Raw genomic sequence first — 26691 nt, 5'->3', positions numbered from 1 at the left:
GAGGTCATGATGGAACTGCTTAGCACACTTTTTCCCTCCGCGTTTCTCGCCCTGGCGCTGGCCCATTTCGTGGCGCTGTTAAGCCCGGGTCCTGATTTCTTTTTACTGATAGGGTTTGCCGCCCGCCACCGCCTGCGCGGTAGCGCCGGGTTATGCGTAGGCATCGCCGCAGGCAATGGGCTGTACATACTGCTGGTGATTTTGGGATCCCACGCGCTGCGTCAGTTCACGCTGCTCTTTACGCTGATTGAGCTACTGGGAGCGCTTTATCTGCTGTGGCTCGGCTGGCTGCTGGTGCGTAGCCCGGCGAGGCCACTCAGGTTATCCAGCACAGCGCAACGCTACCCCTCCTGGCGCAGGCAGCTCCTGCTGGGGCTGGGGTCGGCGTTGTTAAACCCGAAAAATGCCCTTTTCTATCTGGCACTCATGACCGCCCTGCTGGGGCCAGATGTCACCCTGGTGCAGCAGTCGGTGAGCGGTATCTGGATGGTCATGGTGGTGCTGACGTGGGATCTGACCCTGGTCTCCTGTCTCGCCCTGCCTGCGGTACAAGCGCGTCTGTGCAACAACGTATGGAAAATCGAGCGTACGGCGGGCGCGATACTGCTGCTCTTCGGCGCCGGGATTATCGTCCGATTTTTGCATCTTCTTCCCGCTTCACTCTATCCTTAACCCTATGGAAAAATTAGCTGAACTCAAACGCGCCAAGCTGCTGGCGCTGTCGCTGCTGCTGATCGCCGCCGCGACCTTTATCGCCACCCTCTTTTTGCCGCAAACTTTCTGGGTGCGCGGCGTCAAAGCCATTGCTGAAGCGGCGATGGTGGGGGCGCTGGCAGACTGGTTTGCGGTCGTCGCCCTGTTTCGCCGGGTGCCCATTCCGTTTATTGCCCGCCATACGGCCATTATTCCGCGTAATAAGGACCGGATCGGCGACAATCTCGGGCAGTTCGTGCAGGAGAAGTTTCTTGATACCCAGTCGCTCATCACCCTCATTCGCCGTCACGAACCGGCCCTGTTGATTGGCAACTGGTTCAGCCAGCCGGATAACGCGCAGCGCGTGGGGCTGCATATCATGCAGGTGATGAGCGGTTTCCTGGAACTGACCGATGATGGGCGCATTCAGCGGATGCTCAAACGCGCCGTCCATAAGGCGCTCGATAAGGTCGATTTCAGCGAAACCAGCGCCGCCATGCTGGAGAGCATGACGAAGAATGGCCGCCACCAGGTGCTGCTGGATGCGGTGATTAATCGCCTCATCACCCTTTTACAGCGCGACAGCACCCGGGATTTTATCGCCGCGCAAATTGTCCACTGGCTGAAGACCGAACATCCGCGCAAAGCGATGGTTCTCCCTACCGAGTGGCTGGGAGATCAGAGCGCCGAAGTGGTGTCGAACGCGGTCAATGCCATTCTGGATGACGTGAGCCACGACCGCACCCACCAGATCCGCCAGGCCTTTGACCGGGCGGTGCTGAAGCTGGTTGAAAACCTGAAAAACGACCCGGAAACCGCCGCCAAAGCCGAGAACATCAAAACCTATCTCAAGAACGACGAGGCCTTTAACCGCTACCTGGGTGAGATGTGGGGCGACCTGCGTCAGTGGCTGAAGAGCGACATGCAGAGCGAGGACTCCCGGGTTAAACAGCGCATCGCCAACGCCGGACTGTGGTTTGGTGAGACCCTGGTTGCCGATAGCAACCTGCGCAACTCGCTCAATGAGCATCTGGAACAGGCCGCGCACCGCGTGGCGCCAGAGTTCGCCACCTTCCTTACCCGCCATATCAGCGACACGGTAAAAGGCTGGGATGCCAAAGACATGTCGCACCAGATTGAGTTAAACATCGGCAAAGATCTGCAGTTTATCCGCGTCAACGGCACCCTGGTGGGCGGGACCATTGGTCTTATCCTGTTCCTTCTCTCGCAAATACCGACGTTTATCCATTAAGCGCCCTGAGGATCAGCGCGTGCATACTGCTCACCGCGGCATTGGTGGATCGGTCGCACGTATGCAGCGCCATTCCCAGCTCTCCGGCGTCGGGCAGCAGGCCGCGGTCGGTCTGTAGCGCGTCATATCGTGGCGGGGAAACCGCGAAGTGAGGCGCAAAAAGCCGCCTTTTATCGCCGGCTGGCCTCAGAGCTGAGCCAGCAGATGGGCATTGCAGAAGCCGATGTGATGGTCGTGATACAGTTTACGGCCGCTGAAGACTGGAGCTTCAGCGGCGGCATATTGTATCAACCCTGAATCACATAGCGGGTGGGGGCGAAACAGTTCAGAACCCGGTGCACCAGAAAGACCAGCGTCAGGGTCACCACCAGCGCCACGGTCACCGAGACGATGCGGTAGAGGTCGCTGAAGACCAGATCGCTATCCGGGTGCATGTTCTGACCAAACATAATGCCGATGGTGGTGGTAATGGAGAAACCGACCCCCGCCCCCACCTTCTCCATCACGTGCAGCCGGGCGCCAAACGCCAGCCCGAGGGCAATCAGCGGCATCATCAACAGCATATGGCTGCTGTGATCGTACAGCACCAGCTGCACCACCAGAATGTACAGACACCCCATCACAACGCCGACCACGCGCCAGATGGAGCTCATCACCGCGCCGCGATAGTTCATCGGAAAGAGGATCAAGATACCCGCCATCAGCGCGGAGAGAGAGTCGCTAAGGTCACTGATCTGAAACACCACAAAAATCAGGGTCGCCACGGTGCCGGAAAGCAAAGACTCATGGCGCACTCGAGCGTCGTCTTTCTCGATCAACGGTGGCGGCTTGCGTGGCTCAACGTCCGGCAGCAGGTAGTTCATCAGCGCGCTCAGGCACACCGCCATCACGCTGGCCTCGATGTTGGAAAAGAGCAGCGTATGCCAGTCCGTGGTGGGATAGCTCATAAAGTTGAGCATCACGCTCTGGCACACCACGCCCATTGAGCCAAACAGGAACAGCGGCCCCTTACTCATAAAGCGAAATCGCATCACATACAGCGCAAAGACGACCGCAGTCATGATCAGCGGCCATTGTGATAGATAGCCAATAATCAGTACCATTTCGACGCAGTTTAGCGAGGCGCTGAAGATAAATTGTTTCGCAACGTGGCGATTAAAGACCGGCACCAGCGACAACAACATGATCGGGTAGACCACAAAAAAGACGCCATAGCTGGTGTTGTAAAAGCTCGACACGCTAAGGGCAATCACCCCCGCCAGCACGACGCGTAGCGTCTGGCGAAAATCATTGGCGGTGTAGACGATGTTGCCGTGCGGGGTAAAAACCCGCGCGAGGGTATTAATAGACATAGTGCAGCAAGCTTACCAGGTGAATCTGTACGCCAGAGAAGAAGCGCGCAAACGGCCCTTCGCTGTTATAAAGCTGTACGGTAGCACGCGCGCCGGTGGGCAGATGCTTTGGCAAGGCGTCGTCCAGCGCCACGTGAATACGCATACGTTGCGCGTCGCGTACCCAGCGGTTAGAGGTCTCCGGCGCGGAAAGCTCACCGTTAACTGCCTCCTGCCCCGCCAGAATACCGGCATCGCTGCTGGTTACGTGGGCGCGGAACACCTGCCCCGGAAAGGCATCGAACACCACTGCGGCATCGGTCCCCTGGTGGGTATGACGCAGGCTTTTCTCGCGAAAATCGGCCACGATATCGGTCTGGTTGTTGACCAGCGCCAGCGCCGCCGAGCCGGACGAGGCGTAATACCCCGGACTTAGCTGCAGGTTGCTGACGGTCCCGTCGTTTTCCGCGTAGACCTTCGTCCAGCCAAGGTTAAGCTCGGCCTCTTCCAGTGCGTTACGGTACTTTTGCAGCGTCACGTTGCGGGCCTCATCGCGTTCGCCGCGCTCAATGCGCAGCTGATGGAGGGTGGCTTCAAGATTGGCAACCGACTGCTCGCTGCTCTGCCAGGTGGTGCGCACTTTATCGAGATCCGACTGCGACACATTCTGCATGCTACTCAGCCGCTGATAACGATCGAAGGTCACCTTGTCGTTACGCGCAGTGAGCTGCGCCGTTTTCAGGCTGGCCTGGGCGGCGACAATTTGTGCATCCAGCTGCTGATTAGCAAGGCGGGCCTGCTCCAGCGCAATCTGCGCCGCTTCCACTTTATTGCGGAACGGCGTTGGGTCGAGTTCAAACAGCAGATCGCCTCTCTTCACCTGGCTGTTGTTGTGGACATGCACCGCCGCCACGTAGCCCGGGACGCGGGCAGAGACCGGCGTCACCACGCGCATCACGGTGGAGTCTGGCGTCAGCGGGATCCAGATATCCGCCACGATGAAATAGACAAACATCAGCAGGAAAGAGGCAATACTCACCCTTACCCAGCGGGCAAACTTTTGTTCAGGAGTCATTATTTTTCAGTCTTGTTATCTTCTTCGCGGATTGTCCGCAAATTGCAGGCGATTTGGTTCAGTGTGGCGCTGAAAATGTCGAGATGCTCTGGCGCAATGTTCTGTGACACGCGCGCCTGAAAGGTTTCGATCACCTGGCTGAGCGTGACCAGAACCGCTTTCCCCTCGGGTGTCAGCGTCAGTAGCCGGATGCGCTTGTCATAAGGCGATGTGACGCGCAGCAGATAACCCTGCTTCTCCAGCTGTGTGAGGGTGCGCATGAGCGGCGGCAGTTCAATGCCCTGTACCTCCGCCAGTTCGCTTACCGAGACGTTATCCCCCAGCTGTTTTAGCTGCATCATTACCGTCCAGCTTGACTGGGTTAACCCGGTCTCGAGAATGGCATCGTCAATCACTGCGCGCCATTGACGCACAATCATGGCCATGCGCATGCCCATAGGCCGACGGCAGAACAGATCTTCTTCACTCATGGGGGGAACCTCGCTTCACACCGCGCCACGATAATGGTTATCAGGGTAAGTATCAAGAAACGAGGTTGATAAGCGCAGGAATTGCGAACCGGTGATAGCGATTCAGGGAGTTACGGCGTCATAAGCCGTTGCCGGTGGTGTGCAATCTGTGCCGCAATAAAGTCGTAGGTTTGTGCGGCCTCATCGGGGGAGGCAAAAATGCGCTCAGGTATCACTACGCATTGATTACTTCTCAAATGGATGAAAATAAAGCCCCCTTTTCTATAGCTCTCCTTGATATTTTCCCAGTAGGTTTTGCCGCTCGCCACCCGGGTAATATGTTCGATGAAATAGCGGTTTAGCTTAACCTTATGCTGGGTTTCGTCATCTTCCTGCTCCTGCGGCTCACGGCTGGCCATGATTTTGTTAATGAGCAGTTCATAAATTTTCAGTAACAGGCCCCCGGTGCAGAAAAGGCCGAGAAGCACCATGCTGCTGTGTCTCATCCTTTCCATAAATGCTGTGTCTGGTGAGCGAGTTATACTGAGCGTGATAAGCAGAAGAAGCGTCAATAGCGCGGCGGCAGCCAGCAGCAGTATCGCCGCCCGCTTAATAAGAAAAATGCGGTCATAGGGCAAAATCAGTTCGTCTTTATGCGCGTTAATGAGCTGACTGGCGCGGGTCCGTTCTAAAACGGACAGCGAAAAAGAAAATGCCATTCTGCTTTTAATCATCTCTCCCCCTCTGCGTAATAACGATTTCCTACTGGCCTTAACTGCGCAAAGCCGGGGAGGATGATAGCACGCTGAAATGCAGGGGCGCGGGATAAACAGACGGGCATCTATCCTGCCCCTGGCGGGGGAAGCCCTTACCCCAAAATTGATTTCGGCTCCATATAGGCGCGTATTCCCCAGGTTCCCATCTCACGCCCTACGCCGGAGTGTTTAAACCCGCCGAAGGGGGCTTTGGGTTCATGGGTAAGGGTATTGACCAGCACCCGCCCCGCCTCTATCTGCTGCGCCACCGACCCGGCGCGTGCGCCGCCCAGCACCATCGCACTCAGGCCATAGTGCGTATCGTTGGCAATGGCGATCGCTTCAGCTTCATCGCGATAAGGAATAATGCAGAGCACCGGCCCGAAGATCTCCTCCTGGGCAATCGTCATCTGGTTATGAACGTCGCTAAACATCGTCGGACGCACAAACCAGCCCTCTTCTGTTCCTTCCGGGCGTCCTTCACCGCCCACCAGCACCCTTGCCCCCTCATCAATGCCTTTGCGGATATACCCCTGCACCCGCAGCCACTGCTTTTCGCTCACCATCGGGCCGATTTCGGTATCGGGATGGCGCGGATCGCCAGATTTTACCGCTGCGACCGCCTGCGCCAGCGCGCTTTCGATCTCCGCTTTACGCGACGCGGGCACCAGGATACGCGTACCCGCCACGCAGGCCTGCCCGCTGTTCATAAACCCGGCCTGCACCGCCAGGGGGATCGCCTGCGCCAGATCCGCATCCTCCAGAATCAACGTTGGCGATTTGCCTCCCAGCTCCAGCGTCACCCGTTTAAAGCTGTCGGCCGCATTACGCAGGATCGCTTTGCCGGTCTGCGTCGATCCGGTAAAGGAGATTTTTGCCACGTCCGGGTGGCGGCTTATCGTGTCACCTACCGTGTCGCCGCGTCCGGTGACGATATTAAATACCCCCGGCGGCAGGCCGGCCTCGTGCAGGGCTTCGGTGACAATCTGCGTTTGCCAGGCGCTCATCTCGCTCGGCTTGATCACCGCCGTACAGCCGGCGGCCAGCGCCGCCGCAAGCTTGCCGCAGATAAATCCGGCGTCGCTGTTCCAGGGGGTGATCAGCCCTGCCACGCCAAGCGGCATCAGCTGTACGGTGGCCGCCCCGGCGCGGGTGGTAAAATCAATCGACTCCAGCGCCTCGATGGCCTGGGCGATGACCTCCGCCGGGTAGCGCGCCATCCAGGCCGAGCGGGCGGCAGGGGCACCATACTCCTCGATCACCGCCTCCAGCAGCGCGTCCTGTCGGGCCGTCACAGCGGCGTGCATCCGCTGCAGAGCCGCAATCCGCGTCGCTTTAGGGGTGTTTGCCCACGCCGGAAACGCCGCTTTTGCCGCCGCAATGGCGCGTTCGGCATCCTGACGGTCCGCAAGCCGTACCTGCCCGAACACCCGGGCGGTGGCCGGGTTCCAGAGATCAAACCGTTCGCTGCCGTGCGGGGTCACAAACTCGCCGTTAATGTAGATCTGTTCGATGTTGCGCATAAAAACCTCCTCAGACGGTATAGAGCCAGTCTGGCACGACTACGTCGTTTCGATAATCCACGCTATGCTGCAAAGGTTATTTCGATTTTCAGGATAATGTATGCATCGTTCAGGACTGACAGAGCTGGAAGTGGTGATGGCGGTTGTCCGTCGCGGCAGTTTTCGCGCGGCGGCGCAAGAGCTGGGGATGTCCGCCACGGCGGTAAGCAATGCGGTGGCCGGGCTGGAGAGCCGCCTGCAGACCCGGCTCTTCAACCGCACGACCCGCAGCGTGGCGCTTACCGACGCCGGGCAGCGCTATGTGGCGCGCATTGGCCCGGCGTTACAGGAAATTCGCCAGGCCAGCGAGGAGATCCACAGCGATACCGGTGAACCCGCCGGTACGTTGCGCCTGAACGTGCCGAACAACGTGGGCGCGTTGTTTCTTGATGCCCTGCTGATTGACTATATGCAGCGCTACCCGAAAATGCGGGTCGAAACGGTAAGTGAAGCGCGAATGATCGACATCGTGGCCGAGGGTTACGATGCCGGCATCCGCCTGGCGGAGTCGGTTCCCCAGGACATGATCGCTATCCCCCTTACCGCCGATATTCGCCAGGTGGTGACCGCCACGCCGGACTATTTCGCCCGCCACGGCACCCCTGGGGTGCCGGACGATCTGCTGCGGCATCAGGGGATTGGTATGCGCATGGCCCACGGCGGGATCTATCGCTGGGAGTTGGCGCGGCGCGGAGAACAGCTCGCCCTCGCAGTGCCGGCACGCTTCGCCACCTCGGATCTGTTTGCCTCGATCCGGGCGGTAAAAGCAGGGCTGGGGGTGGGATTTTTACCGGAACTCTATATTCAGCAAGAGCTGAACCGCGGTGAGCTGATCACCGCGCTAAACGACTGGACGCAGCCTTTCGCCGGGCTGCGTCTCTACTATCCCGGTCATCGCCATATCCCGCCGGGATTGCGGGCGCTGGTGGCGATGATCCGCGAACGCGGGGTTACAGGTTAGCCTTTTTCAGGCCATAGGCCTCATCCAGCGCGCCGGGCACCATGCGGGAGGTGATGCCTAAGCGGTTCCAGGCATTGATGGCCACGATGGCGAAATTCAGTTCGGAAATCTCCACGTCAGAGAAGTGCTCCGCCACGCTGCGGTACAGCGCGTCGCTCACCCCGTGGGCGCTGATTTGGGTCAGCGCTTCGGTAAAGGCCAGCGCCGCTTTTTCGCGGGCGTTGAACAGCGGAGACTCACGCCAGGCGGCAAGGTGATAAAGGCGCAGCTCGCGCTCACCGGCGATTTTCGCCTCCTTCGAGTGCATATCCAGACAGAACGTACAGCCGTTCAGCTGTGAAACACGAATATCAATCAGATGCTTCAGGGCCGGGTCGAGCGAGGTTTTGCCCACCGCCATGCTCAGATCGGACAGGGCTTTACTGAGGGCAGGTGTGGCTGTGTGATGATTAACGCGAGTGCTCATTTTCTTTCCTCTTTTTGGGGCGGCATAGTCATTGCGATGAGGCAAATGTACGCCGTTTATGACATAGTCAAAAGATACAAAAACCGTTAAAAGAGGTAGGACATGAAGCCGGGATATCAGCAGATTTATACCCGCTACCGGGACAATATTACGCGCGGTATCCTGAAACCTGGCGATAAAGTTCCGGCTATCCGCGTACTGGCGGCAGAGCTGAAGGTGGCGCGTAAAACCGTTGAAACCGCCTACGCCATTTTAAGCGGCGAAGGGTATCTGGTAAGCCAGGGGGCACGCGGTACGCGGGTGAATCCGGATCTGATCCTGCCCGCCAGCCCCTCCCCGTCGTCAGAGGCCGTAACCGGCACGCTGCCGGCCTCGCTTATTGCCCAGCGCGAACGGGCCGGTTTTTTACGCCCGGGTATCCCGTCGCTGGACAGTTTTCCCTATAAAAAGTGGTTGCTGCTGGCAGGACAGGCGACCCGTGCAATGCGCCAGGAAGAGATGCTGAATCCGCCGGTGATGGGCTGGTATCCGCTGCGCCAGGCGATTGCCAGCTATCTGAATATCTCCCGGGGACTCTCCTGCAGCGCCGAACAGGTGCTGATCACCAGCGGCTACAGCGGCAGCCTGCGTCTGATCCTCGACACGCTTGCCAGCCGTAGCGATAAGGTGCTGTTTGAGGATCCGGGCTATTTTATGGGCCAACAGCTACTAAAGCGTATTGTGCCAAACCTGCATACCGTGCCGGTGGATCGCGCGGGTATAGATACCGATTATCTGCTGCGCCATCATGCGGATGCCCGCTTTGCTATCGTCACCCCCTCGCATCAGAGCCCGCTGGCGGTCACGCTGTCGCTGCCGCGCAAGCAGCAGTTACTCGACTGGGCGACCCGAAACGATGCCTGGATCATCGAAGATGACTACGACGGCGAGTTTCACTATACCCGCAAGGTGCTGCCCTCACTGAAGAGCCTTGATCGACACGATCGGGTGATCTTTATGGGCACGTTCAGCAAAACGGTGATGCCTTCGCTGCGTCTCGGTTACGTGGTGATGCCCACCAGTACGGTACCTGCCTTTACCGACTGCGCGGATATTGTCGCCAGCGGTCAGCCGGTGCTGACGCAGAAGATCCTCACCGCATTTATTAATGACGGCCATTTCTTTCGCCATCTGAAAAAGATGCGCGCCCTGTATCAACAGCGGCGCGACTGGATGATCGCGGCGTTGCAGGAGGTGTATGGCGATCGCTTTTTCACCGAGCAAAACGACGGCGGGATGCACATCGTGGCGTTCCTCACCGCAGGCAATAACGACCGCGAGATCGCCCGCTGCTGGCAAGAGCAGCAGCTGCAGGTGAATGCGTTGTCGGAGTGGTATCGCGGCTCGGGCAAGCGCTACGGACTGGTCATGGGCTATAACAACGTGCGCTCCTGGGACGAGGCGGTGGCGTTAATTTCGCGGCCCAGGGCGCAAACACTCGAACTTTTAAAATAGCAACCCCCTGATTTCGCACCATTTTAAGGGGATATCAGGCCTGTACATCACGGCGAAGGACTTTATAATCAGCGCGCAAAATAAACATTATCAAGGATTAAAAATGAAACAACTTCTGGGATTTGACTACCTGCTCACACCGCGCGTACTGGTCTTCTTCTACTGGATCGTCATGCTGTTCATCCTGATCGGCGGGCTCTACTCCATGTTCACCGGCAGCCTGATTGCCGGCTTTTTCGGCATGCTGTTTAGCCTGATCGGCTGCCGCGTCACGTTTGAACTGATTATGGTCGCGTTCAAAAATAACGAATACCTGCGCCGCATTGCTGAAAATACCGGTAAACCTACCGCCGAGTAATGCTGTGACCCGCCGGATGAGATGTCACTTCATCCGGCCATCCTGCCCATAACGTCCCAAATCCGCCCGCGACAGACCAATATCCCGCAGATGTTCATCACTCAGCCGGTTCAGAATGCGCCGCGTCTGGTTAATGCGATACCAACGGACGAGCAACTTTCCCATCCAGATGAACAGGTAGAACGGTCTTTTGGCCCGATTTTCATAGAATTCCATATTGCGCTCCTCAGGTTGTCAGAGCCGTTATCATCACGGATTTCACACCCGGCAATACAGATTCAAAAATAACTTTTTTTTAACATACAGATCCGTTAAAACAGGATCTGAATGGCATTTTTTGCCCCGATCTGTACTGCTATTGAATTCTGTATGGTGATAACAAAGGATACAGCTATGACGCGCTATCAACACCTGGCCAACCTGCTGGCAGAACGCATTGAACAAGGGCTGTATCGCAGCGGCGAGCGCCTGCCCTCGGTGCGTGCGCTGAGCCAGGAGCATGGCGTCAGTATCAGCACCGTGCAGCAGGCCTACCAGATCCTGGAAAATCTGCAGTTGATTACCCCCCAGCCGCGCTCAGGCTATTTTGTTGCCCACCGTAAAGCGCAGCCCCCGGTTCCGGCCATGTCTCGTCCGGTGCAGCGCCCGGTAGAGGTGACCCACTGGGATGAGATACTGACCCTGATGGAAGGGCGCACCAAAACAGGTATCACGGCGTTTGGCGGCGGGCAGCCGGATCTAAGCCAGCCAACCCTCAAACCTCTGTGGAAAGAGCTTAGCCGGGTCGTTCAGCACAACGTCAACGAGATCCTCAGCTACGACGAGCTACCGGGGCGCCGGGAACTGCGCGAGCAGATCGCACGGCTGATGCTGGATGCCGGATCGGTCGTGACCGCCGACGATCTGATCATCACCAGCGGATGCCATAGCGCGCTCTCCCTGGCGCTGCTGACGATCTGCAAGCCTGGCGATATCGTGGCCCTTGAATCTCCCTCGTTCTACGGCACGATGCAGATGCTGCGGGGACTCGGTATCAAAGCCATCGAGATCCCCACCGATCCCGGGACCGGGATCAGCGTTGAAGCGCTGGAGCTGGCCCTGGAGCAGTGGCCGATCAAAGGGGTGATTGTGGTGCCCAACTGCAACAATCCGCTCGGTTTTATCATGCCGGAGGCCCGTAAACGCCAGCTGCTGGCGCTGGCCCAGCGCCACGATATTGTTATTTTTGAGGATGATATCTACGGCGAGCTGGCATACGAGTACCCGCGCCCCAGCTCGATTCACTCTCTCGACATCGATGGCCGGGTGCTGCTGTGCAACTCCTTTACCAAAACCGTGGCGCCAGGCTTGCGCGTGGGCTGGATTGCCCCCGGTCGCTATTACGATCGGGTGATGCACATGAAATATGCCGCGAGCGGCACCAATGTCCCCTCAAGCCAGCTGGCGCTGGCCGCCTTTATCCGCGAGGGGTACTACCATCGCCACGTGCGCCGGATGCGCCAGATTTATCAACTAAACATCGAGACCTACACCTGCTGGGTGCGGCAATTTTTCCCGTGCGGGATCTGCGTCACCCGGCCAAAGGGGAGCTATATGCTGTGGGTAGAGCTGCCAGAACACGTGGATATGGTCTGCGTCGCCCGCGAGCTTAGCCGGTTTAATATCCAGATTGCGGCAGGGTCGCTCTTTTCGGCGTCGGGTAAGTACCGTAACTGCCTGCGCATCAATTGCGCCCTGCCGCCGAACGAGAAACATCGTATGGCGGTCGAGCAGATGGGTGAGGCGGTGAATATGGCGATGGAGGAGTAAGCCCCATCCCTGGGGCTCAGATCGGTGCGTCAGGCGGTTAAAACTTCCAGGAGACGCTGCCCACAATGCTTCGCTCGGCGCCAAAGTAGCAATAAGAGAGCGAGTTACAGGCCGCCACGTAGTCTTCATCCGTCAGGTTATTGACGTTTAGCTGCGCGCTAAAGCCTTTTAACCCCAGCTTCGAGAAGTCGTAGCCCACCGCCATATCCACCAGCGTATACGAGGGTAAGGTATGGGTGTTCAGACGGTCGCTGGTGACGCCATTCACATAGCGCACGCCAGAGCCGAGGGTCAGGCCATCCAGCGGGCCGCTTTTCACGTCATAGCTCAGCCAGGTGCTGGCCATATTGCGTGGAGCGTAGACCGCGCGTTTGCCCTCCTCTTCCGGGCTGCTCTTCTTGTAGCGAATATCGGTGTAGGTATAAGCCGCCTGCAGGCGCAGGTTGTCGGTGATCTGCCCTACCGCTTCCAGTTCCACCCCTTCAGATTCGATCTCGCCGATGGAGCGGTACGGATCGGTCGGCTCCTCTTTGGTGGCGATATTTTTCTGATTGATGCGGAATACCGAGGCGCTGAACTGGCTGTTCATCCCCTCCGGCTCCACCTTCACACCCGCTTCCCACTGCTTGCCCTTCATCGGATCCAGCACGTTGCCGTTCTCGTCGGCAAAGCTGGTCGGGGTGAAGGCGGTGGAATAGCTAATGTACGGCGCAACACCGTTATCAAACAGGTACAGCAACGCCGCGCGGCTGCTGAAGTTGTTCTTATCCAGGTTGCTGCGGGTGTTGTTCAGCTTATCGATATTCGACACGCTCACCTGGTCGTAACGGCCCCCCAGGGTCAGGCGCCAGCGATCGAGGGCAATCTGATCCTGCAGGTAGTAGCCGGTCTGACGCAGCTTATGCTTCTCCTGGCTATACATGGAGATGTCAATCGGGCCCGCGCCATACACCGGATTAAAGGCGTCGATTGGCGGGAAGCTGCCATAGTAGCCGGTGGTATTGTTGCTGCGATCCTGATAGTCGAGACCAATCAATACGCGGTGGTTCAGCGCCCAGGTATCGAAGCTGCCGTCAACCTGGTTATCCAGGGTGATGGCGTTCATCTTCTCATCGGAGCCGGAGTAGCCGCGGTTCAGCTCGGTATCGTTCAGCCAGCCTGAGGCATAGACCTGATTCAGCTTCACTTTGGTGTGCAGATAACGCAGCTTCTGGCGCACTGTCCAGCCGTTATCAAACAGATGTTCAACGTTGTAGCCCACCATGTTCTCGCGGCGGTCGTACTTGTCGTAGTCGTCTTCACCCTCGAAGAAGGTGTTTGAGATGCGCTGGCCGGCGTGCGGCACCACGGTTCCGTCATAAGGCAGGCCGGAGTGGCTGCCCCCTTCCGGGTCGCGGTGGAGATAGGCCATCAGATCCAGACGGGTGTTATCGGTGATCCGCCAGGTCACGGACGGCATCAGCGCGTAACGCTCCTCTTTCAGCGGATCGAACTGGGAGTCGGCGTAGCGGGTCATACCGCTCAGGCGCGCCGCCACGCGGTCGTTGTCGTCCAGGGGACCGGTGACGTCGAACATCGCCCCGCGCTGGTTATTGTTTCCGGCGAAGAGTTTCACCTCCCCACCTGTATCGAAGGAGGGTTTGCGTGAAGTGAGGGCGACAATCCCGCCCGGCGATGAACGACCATACAGCACCGATGCCGGGCCGCGCACCACTTCGATATTTTCAAGGAACCAGGGGTCGACCACCAGCGAGCTGTGGGAGTTGGTATCGCCCATCATCTTCAGCCCGTCGAGATAGACGTTATCCAGACTGCCGTCGGAGAAACCACGCAGCACGATGTAGTCGAAGCGGTTAGAGGCGCCAATCTGGTTGCTGTACACCCCCGGCGTATAGCTCACCGCCTGACGGACGCTGGTGGCTCCCTGCTCTTCAAACTGTTCGCGGGTGACAATGGATACCGCCTGCGGGGTTTCGATATCCGGGGTCTCCAGTTTGGTAGCGCCGCTCTGCATTTGCGAGGTGACCACCACGGTATCGTTTTTCGGCGTCTCCTGAGCAAGTAAAGGGAAAGCAACGCTGCCGGTAACGCATCCCACCAGCAGGGCTAAGCGCGATTTAGCGAACATGAAAATCTCCAAAGGCATTTCTAATTGTTAATAAGAATTATTACCTTTTTCATCTCGCAAACAGCTATGCGCGCTGCCAGGTTATGTATGCGCAATGACAAAACGCACGTAAAGCGTTTGCGATTGGGAGAAAAGCGGATTAACAGCCGCTGCGCACACTGCCGGGGCAGATGCCGTAACGACGGCGGAAAGCGGTGGCGAAATTGGTGGCGTGCTGATAGCCGGACATCCACGCCGCCTGCTGCACGCTATGCCCTTCCAGCAGATAGCGACGCGCCAGCGCCAGGCGGCAGTCGCGCAGGTAGTCGAACACCGTGCAGCCATAGGTCTGGCGGAATTTGCTACGCAGGCTGCTGGGGCTCATTGCCGCCTGGTTAGCCAGGGCTGCGAGGGTATATTCCTGTTCGGGCGCCTGTTCAATGCGTCGGCGGACTTGCTCCAGTCGGGCCTGCTCCCCGTGCGTTGGGGCCTGGCCCACCCTTCCCTGCTGTTCCCGCAGGTGCAGGCCATGGCCCAGCAGTTGATACATCACCCCCTCCAGCAGCAGATGACGAGACAGGGAACTGCGTTCACGCTGCTGAGCATGCTGGATACCGGTCAGGACGAACTCGGGCACCTGCCAGACGAAGGCCGGTACGCTCAGCCGCGCCCACTGTTCCAGCAGCGAAGCCAGCAAGCTCTCGCGCAGGGCTTCATGGGGATAGACACCAAAAGAGAGCGTTTTGAGCGTAATATCAGCGTCGTGGCGGGCCGTCATCACCTGCTGTTCACTGAGCGTGGCACTAAAGGCCATGCCGGGGCTCAGGCTAAAAATCTCATCGTTGAGACGCAGGGTCACGCACCCTTCCAGCACCACCAGGACATACAGCGGGCTGCTGTGGCGGGAGGTGGTTTCATAAGGTTGCAGTACGCGCACATCAGAGTGGGTAAGAGAGATACCGGACGGCAAGACCATCTCTTCCACGTTTCCATGCAGGACAGGGCTGGCGCTGGCGCTGACGTCGGTCAGAAGGGGGAAGTGGTAGTCAATGCCATAGCGCTCGCCAAAGACGTTAAAGTCGGCAACGGAAAATGTTTTTCCCCCTACCGGGCCTGGGCTCTTGAGCGTTGTTTTCGACATACCTGCGCCTGAAGGAAGATAATAAAGTAAAACAGTATCACTCCTTCAACGTAACGGCAATGCAGGCCGTTTTTAACAGCTTATAAAATATATTAAGCCCCGGGATTAAACCGGGGCTAAAATATCACACTGGCGTGCGAGGTATTAATTAAGCTTCTTGCCAGCCGGCAAAGACCGCTTTATGATCCTGGGTCAGGACGACTTTATTATCATCCACTTTTGCTACCCACTCCAGCGGAATGTAATGGTGTTTACCACCGGATTCCGGGTCGCTTTTTGCCAGTTTAATACGCTCGCCGTCGAGATGGTCCACAACGCCTACGTGGGTACCACAGCTGGCGACAACCTGTGCATGATCCTTGATTTCGCTCTTATTTACCATTCTGAATTCTCCTCATCATGTTTATGCGGGTTGTGTCACGCTAATAACTGTAGACCATAAAAACGGTATTAACAGCGCCATTAGCATCTCGAAACAATATTCCGCCTCAGCAAGATAAGAATTCCCTGATAAATATTTTAGGCAGGTGATTATGTCGCATAATTAATTACTCGCACACGACATGGAGACATATATGGTAATTGAGCAAAATCGTACCGAAATATCCCTGGCGCTTGGCGAAGCGGTAATCGATGTCGTACAAAAAAACCAGGAGATCTCCCGGGCTAACCTGGCGCGAGCCATGCGGAGAAAAGCGGAGCAGGAGAACGATGACGATCGCCTCCTGAGTTACTGGAAGGCGTGTCATATCCTTGTGTAACCTGAGCGGCGGCGCAGCTTGCGCCGCCGGTGTCAAACGCCCGGTGGGGTTACTCGTCGAAGTACCAGTAACCCTGGTTAATCAACCCGGTCAGCTCGGCGATAAAGGCCGGGTTATCCAGTGCCTCTCCCAGCTCTTTTTTGCCGAACCCGGTATAGCGGCACAGGACATCAGCGTCTTTAGCATCGACGGTGTCCAGCTGTTCACTGTTAATAAAGAAACGGTCGGCGATATTCAGTACGCGCAACCCGCTGAGACGGGTGAGGGTCTCGCCCCCCTGCAGCGCATCCAGCACCTCTTCCGGGGTGTAAGGCGGCTCTGCGGCGGCAATGTCCAGTTCATGGCGCGGCGTGGAGATGAAGCTGCCAAACCACTGGGTAAAATCATCCGGCCGGCTAATCATCTCGATCATCATCTGGCGCAGGCGTTCCAGCTCATAGGCTTCAACCCGGCCCGGGTGCTCGCGGCAGGTCAGATCCGGATCGCTGTAGTGCTCCCCGCCCAGATCGTTCTCCAGGGCGTAATCGGCAAAGCTGCTGATCAGATCCCGACCATTCGGCCCCCGGAAGCCTACCGAGTAGTTCAGCGCCGTTTCGTGGGTAAAGCCGTCGTGCGGGAAGCCCGGCGGAATATAGAGGATATCGCCCGGGGCCAGTTCTTCATCAATGATCGGCTCGAAAGGATCGACATGCAGCAGCGCCGGATGCCGACAGAACTGGCGCATCGGCAGTTTGTCGCCCACGCGCCAGCGGCGGCTGCCCATCCCCTGGATGATGAACACGTCGTACTGATCGATGTGGGGGCCCACGCCGCCGCCCGGCACCGAGAAGGAGATCATCAGGTCGTCCAGACGCCAGTCCGGCAACACGCGAAACGGTTGCACCAGCTCGGCGGCAGGCAGATGCCAGTGGTTAACCGCCTGCGCCAGCAGCGACCAGCCGGTTTCACCTAAGCCATCAAAGTGTTCAAAGGGGCCATTACTGGCAGACCATTTTCCCTCTTTATGGCTCACCAGACGGCTGTCTACCTCCGGCTCCATGGCCAGCCCGGCCAGTTCATCCGGGGTAATCGGGTCGATAAAGTGGGGGAAAGCGTTCTTCAGAACGACGGGTTGTTTCTGCCAGTATTTTTCTAAAAATTCCGGCCAGTTCAGGTTGAGTTGGTAAGCCATGCGTCGCACCAGTGATAGACAAACGGGCCTGATTATAGGAAGAGGTGGCGGCTGGCTGCCTTGTCGTGGGTCAATGACGCACGAAAATCTGTGTCAGCCTTTTACATGACACATCCTGACAGCTTCACGCTTTATGGTTATCGCCCCCGTTTACCACGGCTTATATCGTTTAAAGATGCTTACGTTGTCAGGAGGTCTGAGATGAGTGATGTCACTGAAGTCGCCGTAACAGGTAGTGTGAAAACCACCATGCCAGTGTATGCCCGTCTGGGCACCCCCTCCGTCTATGCGCCGGTGGCCCTGGACCTCCCCGCTGGCAGCCGTATCGACGTGTGCGCTGCGGTCGTGGGCGATGCAGTTGAAGGGAACCCCCACTGGTACCGTATCGACGAGAATATCTTTGTCTGGACGGGCGCCTGTACGCGGCTCGATCCCTGTCCGGATTTCCCGGAAAGCACGAAAGTGAAGTGGATGGCGGTGGTGTTTGAGGTGCGCTAGCACGCTTAAAGGAGAACGCATGATGGGCGACAGACCTCCTGGTTTAGACCTAAAGCCAAATTAAAGGTCGCCCCACCCCCTTATAATTTAGGGGTTGCAAAACACATGTAAATTTTATTTCTAATAAAATGATCCCCAATGCCTATAAATATTAGTAGTTATTTATCGCAGCAATCATAATTAGAATTAAGAATTATCTTTTCATCTGTATAATTTTAATCTGTGATTTAGTGCAGATGGCGCAGCGATTTCCATGATCAGAATAACAAGGACGGTTAAGCATAGCGCCTCTGGGCAAAGTTATATCAACCTCTACCCCGCGTTAATTTCTCTGGTCGAACAGCATCTCCCGTCTGGCTACAAAAATCTTTTTGCACGTCCGCATCAGGCCTCAGATGGGGCAATTGAATGGTACAGCGATATTAATGGTCAACCTGTATCACTCACCGCCCTTCCCGTAGCAGAAAAAGAGAAAGCGCAGGCATTGCTGCAGCAAAAGCTGGTGGTGATAGAGCAGCTTTATCACCGGCTTGCGGCGGCTAACGCGGCGCCTGCCGACGTTATGCAGGTCCTCTCTCTTGCCGCTCGTCAGCCCGATGAACGCGGCGTCTGGGTGATTGATGGCCAGCCGGTGATTACGGCCTGGAGCGAAAGTCCCACCGCTCCCGTTATGCCAGCGGCTCCGGTGGTCAATAAGGGTCGCCGCGGGCTGTGGTTACTGCTGTTAGTGTTATTGCTGTTAGCGCTGTTGGCGTTATTTTTACTGCGCGGTTGCGTGCCTGCGGCTAAACCGCCCGCTCCTGCTGCCCCCGCTCCGCTGCCGGTAAAACAGATCTGCCCGGCAGAGAGGACCAAGCAGCAAGCCCCTGAAATGGTGCTAATTTTTGATGCTTCAGGCTCAATGGCTATCAGTATGGATGCCACACCGGATGAACTACGCCGCCTGATGCAGGATAAGCCGGTGAAGAATATTGAGCGTGAGCCACGCCGTATTAGCCTTGCACACCGCTCGGCAAAACAGGTGATCGATGAAGTGCCCAAAGATATGGATATTAGCCTGGTCTCGGCAGCAACCTGCCAGCAAGTATTCGTTTCTCCGGCCTTACCTTTTGCCCAGCGTAATGTGTTGAAACAGGCTATTGATAAGATTCAGCCGGTGGGCAAAACCGCACTGGCCGAAGCGCTGGAAAAGGCCGGCAAGTTGGTTGATGGCGTAGATCGCGATGCCATTATTGTACTGATAACTGATGGGGAAGAGACCTGCGGCGGCGATCCCTGTGAGGTCGCGCGTCAGCTCAAGCTGAAGAAGCCCCGTTTGCAGGTAAACGTGGTCGATATTATGAATACCGGTGCCGGAAACTGTATTGCCAGCAATACTGGCGGTGCTGTTTATGCCGTCAATAATACCCACGAATTTAATGAAAAGATGAGCCAGGCAATAAAAGAATATATCCCGGAGGGCTGCGATTAATTCATCAAAAACATTAATGAATGCCAGCAGCGTTTCGGCGTGGAATCAAAAATGTTTTTCGCGCATTTGACCGTAACCGCCGCCAAAAATTTAATTTATGGCTAAACGTTTTCTGTCACCTGCCGATAATTTTTCTGCTCAATTTATACCTTCAAATGTGATTACGGTCGCTGACGATTTGTTATCGCCGAGAATGCCGTACGTACCAATAAAAGCAGAGTTAACCCGAATAATTACCAGCAAGGGTATGCCAACGTGAAAGAGATGTTCCTGTGCAGTGACAGGCTCGATAAATACCAGTCAATGGGTGAGAACGGTCAGGCAGTACATATTTCTGCGCTGCAACTGCGCGAGACGCTGCGCCTGAGAAAACAGAGCGCCGTTGCCGATACGCTGGCAATTCCGCAGGTTAACGAGCACGGCGATCGTATCGACTGGTACGCCCCTGCCGCCGGAGATGTGATCCCCTGGTCTGCCGCCACCGAGAGCGAGCGTCAGGCTGCCCTCGGCCAACTGGAGCAGAGCCACGCTGTCTTACGCCAGCTCAGCGCTGAATACAGCCAGCATGCCAATCCGGAACAACGCCTGTTCGGCCAACTGCTTGAAAAAGCAATGCAGTTTCCCGACCAGAATCAGGTCTGGCTAGTGGGCGGCAAACCTGTCATCAGCTTTTGGGGTTTCGTTAATGCCCGTCATCAGTCACGTATCGACCCGCTCGACTGCCTGCGCCCACCGGTTCCATTACCCCCTACCGCTACCGCCCCGGTTGCGGCGTCGGCGCCTCTGGTAACGGAGCCGGTTACCGAGCGTCGCGTAACGCGTCGGTGGTGGTGGACGTTACCTGCGTGGCTACGCTGGTTGCTTCCTTTGCTGCTTCTGGCGTTGCTGATCCTGTTGCTGCTACGTAGCTGTGTTCCGGGCGTGCATATCCCTGGTTTTTCCGCCACGCTGCCTGGCCTGCCGGATGCCCATCTGAACACGTCAACCGTAAAGACCGGCCTACACGGAACCACCAGCTCGCAGGGGAGCGGCCTGAGCCTGAACGGCAATGGCACGGGTCTGCCAGATGCTTCACTCCCGGCGATGAAGACGCCAACTCACGGCGAGGCGCCGGTTAACGGTGAAACACCGACGGCACCGGCTCTGCCCGATGGCGCCCCCACAGAAAACGCGCCGCCCGTAAATCCCGCCGCACCTGATAACGCAGGTGAGCCACCCGCGCCACCTACCCCGGACGCCGCTGCGGGCGTTACCCCGCCGGAGGTTCCATCAGGAGATGGCCAGCCGGGTGTCAATGCGCCGCTGACCATTCCAACCGGGGCACTGGCACAGGGGAGTACCGACTTCTTAAACGGCCGCTGGCACGCCGGTGCTGGCATTCAGGACCAGCGCACCGGTAAGCCGCTGAGCCTGAATTACCAGATCAAAGATGGTCAGGGCGAAGTACAGATGGTGCGCGGCGATGGGGTGACCTGTCGCGGTGCAGTCAACGCGGCCATCCAGTCCGGCAATCTGGCCATCAACAACCAGGGTGAAGCGCAGTGCTCCGATGGATCGGTATATCAAATGCCCGAAGTCCAGTGTGCGCCTGGTGCGCAGAACATTGCGGATTGTAAGGGCCGTTACGACGCCAACACCCTTTTCCCTATTTCGATGAAGCAGGAGGCAAGTAAGTAAATGCTCGCTGAACTTACTGATTTTAAAAAACAGGTCAAACTTATTCGTGACAGCGGCATCCAGTTCCTGGACTTCGCTTTTACGCTTCCTGCCCGTAAAGAGTACGGTGAATTTCTGCGCCAGAATGGCGATGGCGCCATTTTGCGCCTGGTCTATAACGAACGTGAAGATAAGCTTCAAATCCCGGCGGCAGATAACGCCGCGCCGCGTTTTGCCGAATCGGATTACTCCCTGACGACAGAAGAGTCGCTGCGGCTCTACCAGGGGTTATGGCTACCGCTGCCCTTCTTCCGCTTCAATCCGCCACGTGCCTTTGCACACGGACCAACCAACTGGGCGCGGGTCCAGTTCCACGAGCTGGCAGAGCCCGACGAGAAGGGCAACACCTGGCGCGCCATCCTGATCTTCGATACTAAAATTTTCCCGGATCGTGAGAACACCCAGTACCTGGCACCGAGCGAAGATGATGTGCGCACCGGGGCCGGTTTTGCCCTGGCACTGCATCCCCATGAGATGGGCGATTTCCTGACGCTCCCCTGGATAGATGAGTGGCTGCGTGAGGTGTTCAGTACCCAGGCGCGCGATGTGCTGCGCCAGCACGCGGAAGACATTGATGAAAAACTGCTGCAGAAAGAGCATCAGGCGCACTATCTCAATCTGCTGAATATCCTGAGTGCCACTGTCGCTATCCCGGAAGTGCAGGTCAACGACGTGAAGATCCGCGACTCAGCCATTCCGGTGGATTTGGTGCTGGACATCGGCAACTCCCGCAGCTGCGGCATCCTGATAGAAGAACATCGGGATGACAATAAAGGGCTATCTCAGCTCTATCAGCTGCAACTTCGTGACCTGAGCCATCCGCAAAATGTCTATAACGAACCCTTCGACAGCCGTCTGGAGTTCGCCCAGGCCGAGTTCGGTAAGCAGGACTTCTCGCTAAAAAGCGGGCGCAGCGACGCCTTCACATGGCCGACCATTGGCCGCGTCGGGGACGAAGCCTTCCGCATGGCGGCGCAGCGCCTGGGGACAGAGGGCTCAACCGGGATCTCCAGTCCAAAACGCTATCTTTGGGACGATCAGCCCTATTCTCCCGGCTGGCGCTTTAGCCAGGCCTTTGTGAAATCCGATCGTGAGCCGCTCGCAACCGCAGCGCCGTTGCTGTACATGCTCAACGATCAGGGCAAGCTGTTGATTCGCCTGCCAGAAGATGAACGGATGCCGGTCTTCTCCCCGGTTTACAGCCGCAGCTCGCTCATGACCATGATGCTCTCCGAAGTGCTGAGCCAGGCGCTAATGCAGATAAACAGCCCGGCGCAGCGTCTGAAGATGAACCACGCCAGCACCCCACGTCGCTTGCGAAATGTCATCATGACCGTGCCACCGGCGATGCCAAAACCTGAGCGAGCCATCTTTGAACAGTGCATGCTGGACGCCATCCGCCTGGTGTGGAAAGCGCTGGGCTGGGAAGAGATGGATGACGAAAGTGAAGAGACCGCGCAGCTAAAACATCCGCGCCCAGGCGTGCATGTGAAATGGGACGAAGCCACCTGCGGACAGCTGGTTTACCTCTACAACGAAACCCAGACCTACTTCGGCGGCCGAACCGACGAGTTCTTTGCCGCGACCCGTCGCCCGGATAACCAACAGGCCGCCAACGAAGCCCGTAGCCTGAAGGTGGCCTCCATCGACATTGGCGGCGGCACCACCGACCTGGTGATTTCCCGTTATATGCTGGATGACGGTGAAGGGATCAACGTGCGTATCACGCCGAAGCAGCTCTTCCGCGAAGGCTTTAAGGTCGCGGGGGACGATATCCTGCTGGATGTCATTCGCCTGTACCTGCAGCCTGCGGTAAAAGCCGCGATGATGAAGGTAGGCCATAGCGATCTGTCGGCAGAGTCGATGATGTCGCAACTCTTTGGCAGCGAATCCATCGAGGCCGGCAAGCAGGTCCTGCGCCAGCAACTGACGCTGCAGATCTTTGCCCCGCTGGCGTTGGCAATCCTGCATCGCTACGAAGAGTACTCGCCGGAAAACGGCCGTGAGCTGCTTAATTACACCTTCCGCGATCTGCTGACAGAGAACACGCCAACGCTGAAAGTGCAGGATTACGTGAATGATGTGGTACGCCTGGGCCAGCTCTCCAGCGAAGCGCCATTCTCCATTCTGGACGTGGCACTGGAGATCGATCTGGCCAGCCTGCACAACGAATTCATCAACCCACGCAGTGGCCGCATGAATATCTGCCACAGCCTGCGCGCCCTGTGCGAAGTGCTCTGGCACTACAACTGCGACGTGCTGCTGTTGACGGGCCGACCGTCACGCCTGCCGGGAATTCAGGCACTGATTCGCCAGCTCCAGCCGGTGCCGCCATCGCGCGTTCTGCCGCTGCATGGCTATGAAACCGGCGGCTGGTATCCCTTCAACAAGAAAGGCTGCATCGACGATCCGAAATCCACCGCGTCCGTGGGGGCGATGTTGTATCTGCTGGCCGAGAACTCTCGCCTGAGCAACTTCTTCTTCCGCACCGCCAACTTTGTGCCGTACTCCACCATTCGTTATCTCGGCATGCTGGACGGTAACAACCTGATCAAGGACAGCAACGTCTTTTATCGGGATATCGACCTGGATGCGCCGGAGTTCCAGCTGCCGCAGGGGCAAGGTTTTGAAGCGCGCGGCGAAGTGCGTATTGGTTTCCGTCAGCTTGATAACGAGCGCTGGCCGGCGTCTGCGCTCTATACGCTGAAAATTACCAACCCTAACCTCGCCAGCGAGCTGGCAGGCGACGCCATGATGCGTATCGAACTCACCGCCGAGCAGGGTCGCCCACGCAACGGCGTCGAGGCGGTCAGTCCGGAGAAATTCCGTATTGAATCCCTCGAGATGGAAAATGCCCGTCGCAACTATAACCGCAAAGACGTGGCATTCCAGTTGAACACAATGGTCGGTAACGGTCTCAGCGAGACGCACTACTGGCTGGATAGCGGGAGTATCAAAAGCTAATGAGTACCCTTAATTCTGCAAAGATCGTTCAGGGCTGGCAGGGCGTTGAGCAAGGCGCCAGTCAGGCTATCGACTGGATTGCTTCCGTCCGCCATGACGCACCGCGTCTGAACACCGAAGCCGACCGACTGACGCTAAATTTGCGCCGCAGTCGCAACAAAGCGCGCCGACTGGCGCAGGCGGCGGCGCGACCGATGACTATCGGCTTCTTTGGCCTGTCGCAGGCGGGCAAGTCATACCTGATTTCGGCGCTTGCCGCAGGTGAGAATGGCAAGCTGGGCACCCAGCTCGGCGGACATCAGCTCGACTTTCTGACCCATATTAACCCGCCAGGCGGCGGAAAAGAGGCAACCGGTCTGGTGACACGCTTTAGTCGTCTGAAACACGAAGACGATAAAAACTGGCCGGTCAAACTGCAGCTCTTTAGCGAAGTGGAGATGGCGAAAATCCTCGCCAACGCCTTTGTGCATGACTTCAACCAGGAGAAGTTCGACTGGGAGTATGACGAAGGACGGATCCGTGACCTGCTGGCAACGCTGGAAAAACGTCGTCGCCCAACGCGGGTTCCGGGCGTTACAGAAGATGACGTCGTCTCCTTCTGGGACTACCTCATCCGCCATGCTGGAAAAACCCAAAGCCGCTTCGCCCTGCATTACTGGCCACAGGCGGTGAATCTTGCGCCGTGGCTGACCACTGACGATCGCGCGCAACTCTTCTCGGTGCTCTGGGGAGAGGTGCCCGAACTAACTCAGGCGTATGGCCATTTTGCTCAGACGCTGCAACGTCTGGGTGGCGTACAGGAAGTACGCGCGCCGCTAAGCACGCTGGTGGTAGAAGAGAACGGCCTGCTGATCCAGAAAAACAGCATCATGAATGTCGATATGCTGGAACACCTTAATCAGCCGAACGACCAACGCATTGAAGTCTGCCCGGTGCAGGAAGGCCAACTGGCCTCGCCTGTCGCCATCTCGCTGGCCGAACTGACAGTGCTCACGGCCGAGTTGCACGTTCCACTCTCCGCACCGACTACCGAACCGCTGTTTGATCACGTGGATCTGCTTGATTTCCCGGGTTATCGCGGCCGTATGTCGATCGATGCCTTCGGTGCCCAGTCGGCAGAGAGCGAAGGCGGTAGCCGTCTGGCTGAGCTGATCCTGCGCGGTAAAGTGGCCTACCTCTTTGAGCGTTATACCGAAAACCAGGAGATGAACGTTCTGGTGCTCTGTACCGCCTCCGCCAAGCAGTCTGACGTGAAGGACGTCGGCGATGCGCTGGACGAGTGGATCTGCCGCACCCAGGGCGCCGATGCCGATGTGCGCAGCCGCCGCTTACCGGGGCTGGTCTGGGCTTTAACCATGTTCGATAACCGCATCACCAGCGCACTGTCTCACGAAGAAGCGTTGCTTCGTCAGTACTGGGGACAGGGCGGAATGATCAAAATGGCGATGCTGGAGAAATTCGGCAAATACAGCTGGATGTCCGAGTGGAAGAAGGGTGAAACCTTCAACAACACCTTCCTGGTGCGTAAACCGGGCATGCAAACGCCGTTTATCCGGGTGAGCGGCGGTAGCGAAGTCGCCTTCAGCGAAGAGAATGCCGATCAGTTGACGCTGATGCGTAAAACCTTCCTCGAAGACGAGGCCGTAAATCGCTACATCGCCTCGCCGGCCGAGGCCTGGGACGCGATGCTCAACCTCAACGACGGTGGGATGAGCCGAATGGCGAACTACCTGAGCCAGGTTGCGCGTCCGGAGAACAAGCTTGAACGCATTGCCGAGCAGCTCGAAGAGAGCCGTCACGATCTGGTGGAAGGCGGTCTGGGCAACTGGTATCAGCCCGATGGTGAAGAAGAGGTAGCGAAGAAAGCCCGCATCGCGCAGGAGATTGTGGCGGCGGTGAAAAAACGCAACGGCATGCACGGTGAACTGCTGGCACGGCTGGTGCCGACTCGCCGCTCACTCCATGCGCTGTACATGCAGCAGGTCACCCTGCCTGAAGTCCAGGAAGAGGCAGATATCTTTGATATCGGTCTTGGAGATGGCCTTGATGACGGCATCTCGGGCATTAAGACCCATAGCCACGAAGTTGCCTTTGCCCGTCAGAGCGTGCAGCACTGGATCAACCACCTGCGCGGCCTGCCGGAAACCCCGGCGATGCTCAATTATATCGGCCTGCCGCGCGCCACCGCCGAGGAGCTGGTGGATGAACTGATCACCGGTTTGCTGCGCCTGCGTGCCGAAGACGCGCTGGTTAGCGTGATGCAGAACACCGAGCAGGACGGCGTGCGTCGCGATCGGATGGTGGATCGCCAGGTCTCTCGCGTGCTGCACGTGATGAGCGACTTTATGACCTGGCTCGGCTATCAAAGCGTGCCGGAGAAGAAGCGCCCGACCCGCCAGAACCAGCCCGATCAGCCTATCTTCACCCGCCCTGCCCAGTGCGACAGCGTAGTGTGGAAGGATGACGAGCGGCTGGTCAGCCTCACGCCGCAGCAGCTGAACTACAGCGGCTATTTCATCCTCGACTGGCTGATCGGTCTGGAAGCACTCATCACCGAGAATGCCGGACATTCCGCCGGCCGTGAAATCAGCGTGGCGCAGAACGAAAAGCTGGGAGCCATTCTTCACCTTATTCAGCGTTCACAGGAGTAACCGGAC

General features: G+C 57.5%; 24 protein-coding genes. 13 read left to right on the top strand and 11 right to left on the bottom strand.

Features of this window, described 5'->3' with window-relative positions:
• Positions 1-6: 6 nt before the first annotated feature.
• From B2Q93_RS19905 to B2Q93_RS19895, 3 genes are all read left to right on the top strand, one after another.
• The gene (locus B2Q93_RS19905) at positions 7-672 is read left to right on the top strand and encodes a LysE family translocator (RefSeq protein ID WP_286934204.1); all 666 of its coding nucleotides are present in this window, start codon (positions 7-9) and stop codon (positions 670-672) included.
• Between the two features lie 4 nt (positions 673-676).
• Positions 677-1945, top strand: coding sequence for a DUF445 domain-containing protein (locus tag B2Q93_RS19900; RefSeq protein WP_040077327.1), 1269 nt, complete (start codon positions 677-679; stop codon positions 1943-1945).
• Positions 1946-2074: 129 nt separating this feature from the next.
• Positions 2075-2242 (top strand): tautomerase family protein, encoded by a 168-nt coding sequence (locus B2Q93_RS19895; RefSeq protein WP_242637298.1) that lies wholly within the window; start codon positions 2075-2077, stop codon positions 2240-2242.
• Here the strand turns inward: B2Q93_RS19895 and B2Q93_RS19890 are convergent.
• From B2Q93_RS19890 to B2Q93_RS19870, 5 genes are all read right to left on the bottom strand, one after another.
• Positions 2233-3297, bottom strand: coding sequence for a DUF2955 domain-containing protein (locus B2Q93_RS19890; protein WP_040077328.1), 1065 nt, complete (start codon positions 3295-3297; stop codon positions 2233-2235). The genes B2Q93_RS19895 and B2Q93_RS19890 overlap by 10 nt on opposite strands.
• Entirely contained in the window at positions 3287-4354 is a 1068-nt protein-coding gene (locus B2Q93_RS19885) for an HlyD family secretion protein (RefSeq protein WP_154298918.1), read from the bottom strand. The genes B2Q93_RS19890 and B2Q93_RS19885 overlap by 11 nt, the downstream gene beginning before the upstream one ends.
• Positions 4351-4821, bottom strand: a complete 471-nt coding sequence (locus B2Q93_RS19880; RefSeq protein WP_040077330.1) for a MarR family winged helix-turn-helix transcriptional regulator — start codon at positions 4819-4821, stop codon at positions 4351-4353. Before B2Q93_RS19880 ends, B2Q93_RS19885 begins: the two co-directional genes overlap by 4 nt.
• A 110-nt stretch (positions 4822-4931) precedes the next feature.
• Complete coding sequence (locus B2Q93_RS19875; protein ID WP_286808438.1) at positions 4932-5534, bottom strand: YcxB family protein; 603 nt, start codon at positions 5532-5534, stop codon at positions 4932-4934.
• Positions 5535-5668: 134 nt separating this feature from the next.
• A complete protein-coding gene (locus B2Q93_RS19870) occupies positions 5669-7078 on the bottom strand; it encodes an aldehyde dehydrogenase family protein (RefSeq protein ID WP_286808437.1) in 1410 nt (469 codons plus the stop codon).
• 100 nt (positions 7079-7178) lie between these two features.
• Between B2Q93_RS19870 and B2Q93_RS19865 the strand changes: the two genes are divergently transcribed.
• A complete protein-coding gene (locus tag B2Q93_RS19865) occupies positions 7179-8078 on the top strand; it encodes a LysR family transcriptional regulator (RefSeq protein WP_286783779.1) in 900 nt (299 codons plus the stop codon).
• Here the strand turns inward: B2Q93_RS19865 and B2Q93_RS19860 are convergent.
• Complete coding sequence (locus B2Q93_RS19860; RefSeq protein WP_286808436.1) at positions 8068-8544, bottom strand: carboxymuconolactone decarboxylase family protein; 477 nt, start codon at positions 8542-8544, stop codon at positions 8068-8070. The genes B2Q93_RS19865 and B2Q93_RS19860 overlap by 11 nt on opposite strands.
• A 102-nt stretch (positions 8545-8646) precedes the next feature.
• On the opposite strand from B2Q93_RS19860, the gene B2Q93_RS19855 reads away from it, so the two are divergent.
• Entirely contained in the window at positions 8647-10038 is a 1392-nt protein-coding gene (locus B2Q93_RS19855; protein ID WP_286934201.1) for a PLP-dependent aminotransferase family protein, read from the top strand.
• A 103-nt stretch (positions 10039-10141) separates the two neighbouring features.
• Positions 10142-10396 (top strand): DUF4282 domain-containing protein, encoded by a 255-nt coding sequence (locus B2Q93_RS19850; RefSeq protein ID WP_040078604.1) that lies wholly within the window; start codon positions 10142-10144, stop codon positions 10394-10396.
• 24 nt (positions 10397-10420) lie between these two features.
• Here the strand turns inward: B2Q93_RS19850 and B2Q93_RS19845 are convergent, their stop codons facing one another.
• Positions 10421-10612, bottom strand: a complete 192-nt coding sequence (locus B2Q93_RS19845) for a DUF1127 domain-containing protein (RefSeq protein WP_040077337.1) — start codon at positions 10610-10612, stop codon at positions 10421-10423.
• Positions 10613-10789: 177 nt separating this feature from the next.
• On the opposite strand from B2Q93_RS19845, the gene B2Q93_RS19840 reads away from it, so the two are divergent.
• Positions 10790-12205 (top strand): PLP-dependent aminotransferase family protein, encoded by a 1416-nt coding sequence (locus B2Q93_RS19840; protein WP_286934197.1) that lies wholly within the window; start codon positions 10790-10792, stop codon positions 12203-12205.
• 37 nt (positions 12206-12242) lie between these two features.
• Here B2Q93_RS19840 and foxA read toward each other — a convergent pair whose 3' ends face one another.
• The 3 genes from foxA to B2Q93_RS19825 all read right to left on the bottom strand — a co-directional run bounded on the left by foxA (position 12243) and on the right by B2Q93_RS19825 (position 15835).
• The gene (gene foxA, locus B2Q93_RS19835; protein WP_154298916.1) at positions 12243-14351 is read right to left on the bottom strand and encodes a ferrioxamine B receptor FoxA; all 2109 of its coding nucleotides are present in this window, start codon (positions 14349-14351) and stop codon (positions 12243-12245) included.
• 121 nt (positions 14352-14472) lie between these two features.
• Positions 14473-15453 (bottom strand): helix-turn-helix domain-containing protein, encoded by a 981-nt coding sequence (locus tag B2Q93_RS19830; protein ID WP_286783783.1) that lies wholly within the window; start codon positions 15451-15453, stop codon positions 14473-14475.
• Positions 15454-15601: 148 nt separating this feature from the next.
• A complete protein-coding gene (locus B2Q93_RS19825; RefSeq protein WP_040077340.1) occupies positions 15602-15835 on the bottom strand; it encodes a DUF2171 domain-containing protein in 234 nt (77 codons plus the stop codon).
• A gap of 193 nt (positions 15836-16028) precedes the next feature.
• On the opposite strand from B2Q93_RS19825, the gene B2Q93_RS19820 reads away from it, so the two are divergent.
• Positions 16029-16214 (top strand): 6,7-dimethyl-8-ribityllumazine synthase subunit, encoded by a 186-nt coding sequence (locus B2Q93_RS19820; protein WP_040077342.1) that lies wholly within the window; start codon positions 16029-16031, stop codon positions 16212-16214.
• A gap of 49 nt (positions 16215-16263) precedes the next feature.
• On the opposite strand, the gene B2Q93_RS19815 is transcribed toward B2Q93_RS19820, so the two are convergent.
• The gene (locus B2Q93_RS19815; protein ID WP_286934190.1) at positions 16264-17385 is read right to left on the bottom strand and encodes a cupin domain-containing protein; all 1122 of its coding nucleotides are present in this window, start codon (positions 17383-17385) and stop codon (positions 16264-16266) included.
• Positions 17386-17586: 201 nt separating this feature from the next.
• Between B2Q93_RS19815 and B2Q93_RS19810 the strand changes: the two genes are divergently transcribed.
• The 5 genes from B2Q93_RS19810 to B2Q93_RS19790 all read left to right on the top strand — a co-directional run bounded on the left by B2Q93_RS19810 (position 17587) and on the right by B2Q93_RS19790 (position 26685).
• On the top strand, positions 17587-17883 hold the full coding sequence (locus B2Q93_RS19810) for an SH3 domain-containing protein (RefSeq protein WP_212478274.1): 297 nt from the start codon (positions 17587-17589) through the stop codon (positions 17881-17883).
• 253 nt (positions 17884-18136) lie between these two features.
• Entirely contained in the window at positions 18137-19354 is a 1218-nt protein-coding gene (locus tag B2Q93_RS19805; RefSeq protein WP_286934187.1) for a VWA domain-containing protein, read from the top strand.
• Between the two features lie 264 nt (positions 19355-19618).
• The gene (locus B2Q93_RS19800; protein ID WP_286934421.1) at positions 19619-21031 is read left to right on the top strand and encodes an SrfA family protein; all 1413 of its coding nucleotides are present in this window, start codon (positions 19619-19621) and stop codon (positions 21029-21031) included.
• Positions 21032-24034, top strand: a complete 3003-nt coding sequence (locus tag B2Q93_RS19795; RefSeq protein WP_286934184.1) for a virulence factor SrfB — start codon at positions 21032-21034, stop codon at positions 24032-24034.
• Positions 24034-26685 (top strand): putative virulence factor, encoded by a 2652-nt coding sequence (locus tag B2Q93_RS19790; protein ID WP_286934181.1) that lies wholly within the window; start codon positions 24034-24036, stop codon positions 26683-26685. Before B2Q93_RS19795 ends, B2Q93_RS19790 begins: the two co-directional genes overlap by 1 nt.
• Positions 26686-26691: the final 6 nt, after the last annotated feature.

The sequence above is a fragment of the Leclercia sp. UBA5958 genome, from assembly GCF_002430365.1.
Classification (GTDB): Bacteria; Pseudomonadota; Gammaproteobacteria; order Enterobacterales; family Enterobacteriaceae; genus Enterobacter; species Enterobacter pneumoniae.
This window is presented reverse-complemented; position numbering and strand designations above follow the sequence as displayed.